At 64.9% G+C, this 4,939-nt stretch carries 1 protein-coding gene; it reads right to left on the minus strand.

Annotated features, from left to right (window positions below; genetic code table 11):
• Nucleotides 1-4,577: cell wall anchor protein (locus CYJ26_RS10455; protein WP_101638397.1), on the minus strand; the 4,577-nt coding region annotated here is incomplete at its 3' end.
• Nucleotides 4,578-4,939: the final 362 nt, after the last annotated feature.

Here is a 4,939-nt window from a genome sequence, read left to right on the forward strand (position 1 = left end):
TTGATGCCGTCGATCTTGACCGCGCCCGTGAGGTCGAGCGTGCGGCCCGGGTAGACGGCATAGACCGCCTCATGCTCGGTGTCACCGCCGGAGAGGATATCGCCGGGGAGCGTGAGCTGCTGCGGGGCGGGCGGGGTCTGAACGGTGAACGTGATGCGCGCGTCGTCGCCGGGCGTGGCGGCGTCCTTGCCCTTGGCCCACTGCGTGCCGTTCCAACGGAACGAGAACGTCTTGGTAGTGCCGGTGGCAGAGGTGGCGTTCGCCTTGAAGAAGCCAGCGACGGTGCCCACGGTGGTGAGCTTCGTGTTGTCAGCCACGGTGTCGGCGATCTTCACGCCGGGGACCGTGATCTTGAGCCAGGAGTTCTCGCCCTCGGTGACGCCGGACGCCTGCACGGCGGCCTTGAGCTTGGCGTAGGTGTCAAGCGAGGCAGCGTCCTTCAGGCCGAAGGTGATCGTGACCTTCTGGCCCTCGGCCTTCACGTCGGTGACCTCGAAGGTGTTCTTCAGGGTGTCCTCGCCCGTGACCGGATCCGTGGTGGTCACCTTGGCCTTGTCGAGGCCCTCGGGCAGGGACATGCCCTCGGGCAGGGTCATCGTGGCGGTAAAGCCGAAGCCCTTGATGTCCACGGCGATGGTGCTGCCGTCCGGGTTGCCGAACTGGTTCTCGATGCCCCCCATCTGGCCCTTGATGCCGGTGATGTTCACCGCGCCGGTGAGGTCGATGCTCGTGCCGGCGAAGGCCGGGTATGCCTCCTCGTGCTCGGTGTTGGCGCCGGAGAGGATGTCCGACGGAAGGTCGAGATCCAACGGGCTCGGCGTGGCGAGGGTGAGCTGGATAGTGCTGAGATCGGCGGCCAGCTTGTCCTTACCGTCCTCGATCTGCGCGCCCGTCCAGATGAAGGAGAAGTCCTTCTCGGTGCCGGCGGCCGAGGTGGCCACAGCGTCGAAGGTACCGGTGACCGTGCCGACCGTGGTCAGCGTGGCGCCGTCCGCGACGTCCTCGTTCACGGTGATGCCCGGGACGGTGAGCTTCATGGTGTCGGCGAGCAGGTTCACGGCATCGTGCAGCTGCTTGTAGTTGGTGATGCCGTCCTTGAGCGCGAAGGTCACGGTGACGCTCTTGCCGTCGGTGGCGGGCGTCACCTCGCTCACGCTGAAGGTGTCCGCGAACCCGGTGGGGACCACCGTGGCTGCGGAAAGGTTCGCGGGGAGCGTCAGCCCCTCGGGCACCGTGAAGGTGGCCGTGAACGCAGAGGAGAGATCGCTGAGCCTGATCGAGGAGAGGTCCGACGGGTTGCCGAACTGGGCCTCGATCGCGGCCATCTGCGTCTTCACCGTCTTGGCGTCGATCGTGCCGGTGAGGTTGATCTTGTCACCCTGCTGAACACCAGCAGCCTCACCATTCGTCGTGTTGGTACCGACCTGCTTCTGCTGCTCCTCGGTGGCGTTCGCCGGCTGCACGTACACGAGCATGTCGGCGGGCAGCGAGGCCTCAAACGGCTTCTTCACGAGGATGGTCTGCTGGATGGTGGTGTCGTCCTTGGCACGGAAGTCCCTGCCGGCAGCGATCTGCGTACCGTTCCAGCTGATGTTGAAGCGGACCGCGTCGTCGGCGGTGGTGTTCGCAACCGAGGTGAACGTGCCCGTGACAACACCGGTGACGGTGAGCTCGTCGCCGTTCTTCACGGCGTTACCGTCCAGGCTGAACCCAGGGATCTCGAGCGTGATCTGATCAGTGATGGGGCTCGTGCCCGCCATGCGGAACGCGGTCTGCGTGCCCGTGGCTCCCACGGCGGCCTTGAGCTCCTCATAGCTCGTGTAGGCCTTCTTGAGCCCGAAGTTCACCGTGACCTCCTGGCCATCCACGGATGCGGACTTAACCTCGAAGAGGTCGCCGAGGCCGGTGGCCGTGACCTGGTCTGCCGCGAGGCCCTTCGGCGCGACGACGCCGTCGGGCAGCGTCAGTGTGGCGGTGAAGGTGGACGCAGTGCCCGTGAGATTGATGTCGGCGGGCTTGGCCTTCGGGAAGCGACCCTCGATGGCCGTCATCTGCTGCTTGATGGTGGAGACATCCACCGCGCCGGTCAGGCTGAAGGAGTCCTTGCCGTCAGCGAGTACCTTGAGGGCAGATTTGCTGTCCTTCTGACCAGGCTTGGACTCTCCCCACAGGTCGGCGGGGAGCTTGGTCTCGAGGTCCATCGCAGGGGTGCTCGTGTCGGGCGTCCAGGCGAGGTAGTAGGTGGTATCGGCCGTGAAGGCTGGGTCGGCGCCGGGCGTCGTCCAAATGAAGACCTTCGTGTCATCAAACCGAAGCTTAGAGCCTTCCCCATCAGACGCCGTGCTCCACTGCGTGGAGCTCCCCAGCTTCGAGCCAGCCTTCGTCGCCGCGGCGGCCGTCGGCGTGATCTGGCCGCGCGCGAAGCTGCCGAGCACTTCGGAAAGCTTCTGGTTGTAGGTCGCGCCCTTCGTGATCACCGCGACCTCGCCGCCGAGCACGGGATCGGTCTCAATGGTGAAGATATCGGGGTTCTTCTTGAACACGCTGTCGGCACCGAAGGTGCCGCCGTTGGCGGAGAAGGCCACGCGGTAGGTGTCGGTGTCGAACTGGGCGTACACGTCGATCTGGGTGATGTCGCCCGTGAAAGCAAGCGTGGAGCCCGCGGCGATCTCATCGCTTGAGGCACCGGAGGCCGCCGTCCACTTCGTGAAGGTCTTGCCGGCGATCGCAAACTCCGAGTTGGCCTTGACCACCTCGTCATAGGAGAGCGCAGTGGCCGAGTCCTCGGACGCAGCGATGTTCTGGATGTAGTCCACACCGTTGCCGTTGTGGTAGATGACCGTCTTCGACTCCCACTTGGCATAGACGTCGGTGTCGGCGTCGAACTGGGTGGTAGCGAAATCGAAGGCGTACTCCGCACCGGCGGCGTCCTTGTAGAACCAGCCGAGGAACTTCACGCCGGCCGAGTCCGTGGGCGTGCCAACATCGGCCGTACCCGCCACGAAGCCGAGCCGGTAGCCGCGCACGGTGCTCTGGGTCTTGTCCTTCGTCGTGCCGTCGGCGAACTTCGCGTTGCCGTTGTTCAGCTTGAACGTAACCTTGGCCGCCGGGGCGAACACGTACTTGTTGCCATCAGGCGAGCCGTTGGCCACCTGGTACTCGTAGCGCACGCCGTTCTTGTTGATGGGGTTGAACGAGCCCAGCGAGGCGTCGGCGAGCGTGAAGTAGGAGAGCATCTCGTCGCCGTTGGCCGCGCCGTTGGTGGGCGTGGTGATGGCGGCGTTGAAGCTCGGGTCGTAGGTGACGTAGAACGAGCCGCCCGTGACCACATACGAGCCGCCAGTGCTGCGGTCGGCGCCGCCGTTGTCGTAGGTCTTGTTCTTGTGGTCGGTGATCACCTGGCTGTTGCCGCTGAAGGTGATGCTTGAGGTGCCGCGTGTGCCGTAGGACGGGTAGGTGTCGATGTTCGAGGTCTCGAGCGTGGAGTCGACAAAGTTGACATGGGCGCTATTGGAGTTGATGTTGAGGCCGCCGCCGTCACGCCCAAGCATGTCCTTGCCGATGCTGTTCTTGATGACGATCTTCGACCCGCCCGTCACGTTGAACGACTTCGAGCCGCTCGCGACTGAGATGCGGCCGCCGTCTGCCGTGAGCGTGGAGCCGTTCGCGATGGTCGGATCGTTCGCGAAGGTGATGGCCTGGCGGTAGGCGGACGCGGCCGTCGCCTTGTTGATGTAGAGGTCGGAGTGGTCGAGCGAGAAGGTCCGACCGTTGTTGATGTAGAACCAGGTCTGCGTCGTGGTCAGCGAGGCGTTCTTCATCGGGGCGAGGGCGTAGTGCTCCGGCCCGTTCGTCGTCGCTGTCGCCGTGATCGTCGCGTTCGTGATCGAGCCGTTCTGCAGGTCGGCACCGCTCGTGCCTGTGGCGTTGATAGCCACGCTTGAGCGGTCCGCGGACCCCTCGATCACACCGCCGTTGAGGTTGAGGGCACGGTTGCCGCCGCTGATGGTATACGTGCCGTCGATGAGCTTCGCACCGGCGTTCATCTGAATCGCAACGTTGAACCCGGTCATCGTGAGCGTGTTCGCACCCGCCGTGAGGGTGGCGCCGTTCGCGAGCGTGATGCCGCTGGCGTTCGTCGCAGCCGCGATCGTGGTGTTCCCGGCGATCTTGAGCGTGACGCCCGACGGGATCGTGACGTTGGTCCAGCCCGTGAAGTCACCGGAGAGGTTGATCGTGGCGATGCCCGGGTTCGCCGTCTGGACCTCGAGCGCCTTCTTCATCGTCGCAAGGGCCTGGTCGGCAGACGAGCCATCATTGTCGTCGCTGCCCGTGGAGCTCACCCAGATCTCGGTGATCGCAGCGGGATCAGCGACGGCGTCAGCGCCCGCATCCTTCTCAGCGACGGCGGCTGGCGGCGCTGCCTGGGCAGGCGAGCTGTCAGCATCAGTCTCGGCCGGTGCAGCCGGCTCGACCGCGGGGTCTCCGGCGTCAGCCTCCCCTTGAGAGGCGTCAGCTGTAGACGTAGCAGGGACCGGGTCAGTGTCTGCGAACGCTGCGGCGCCGGGGAACGCCATGCCTAGGGACACCAGTGTGGCAGCTAGTGCAGAGATGATCCGCTTTGGACGGGTTGAACGTTGCATCACGAGTCTCCTCTGGGAGGTCTTCAACTCCTGATGGTACCAAGCAAGGTCATGGAGAATACATGCCGTTTATTCAAGAACATGTGCTCCAGGAGCATGACTCTGCCAACACTCCAGAGTCTGGGCGAGAGCCATCCAGATGGCCCTGCCACGACGGCTCAAGCGCCATCCGACGGTCAAGACGCCGGTGGGGCCGGCGGAGAGAGGATCTCTCCGCCGGCCCCACCGGGTCAGCGTCGGTCTAGTACCGCTCGCGATCAGGCCTCGTCACGACGACGCCGGGCCAGCAGCCCCGC

It is taken from the genome of Actinomyces urogenitalis, from assembly GCF_002861525.1.
Classification (GTDB): Bacteria; Actinomycetota; Actinomycetes; order Actinomycetales; family Actinomycetaceae; genus Actinomyces; species Actinomyces urogenitalis.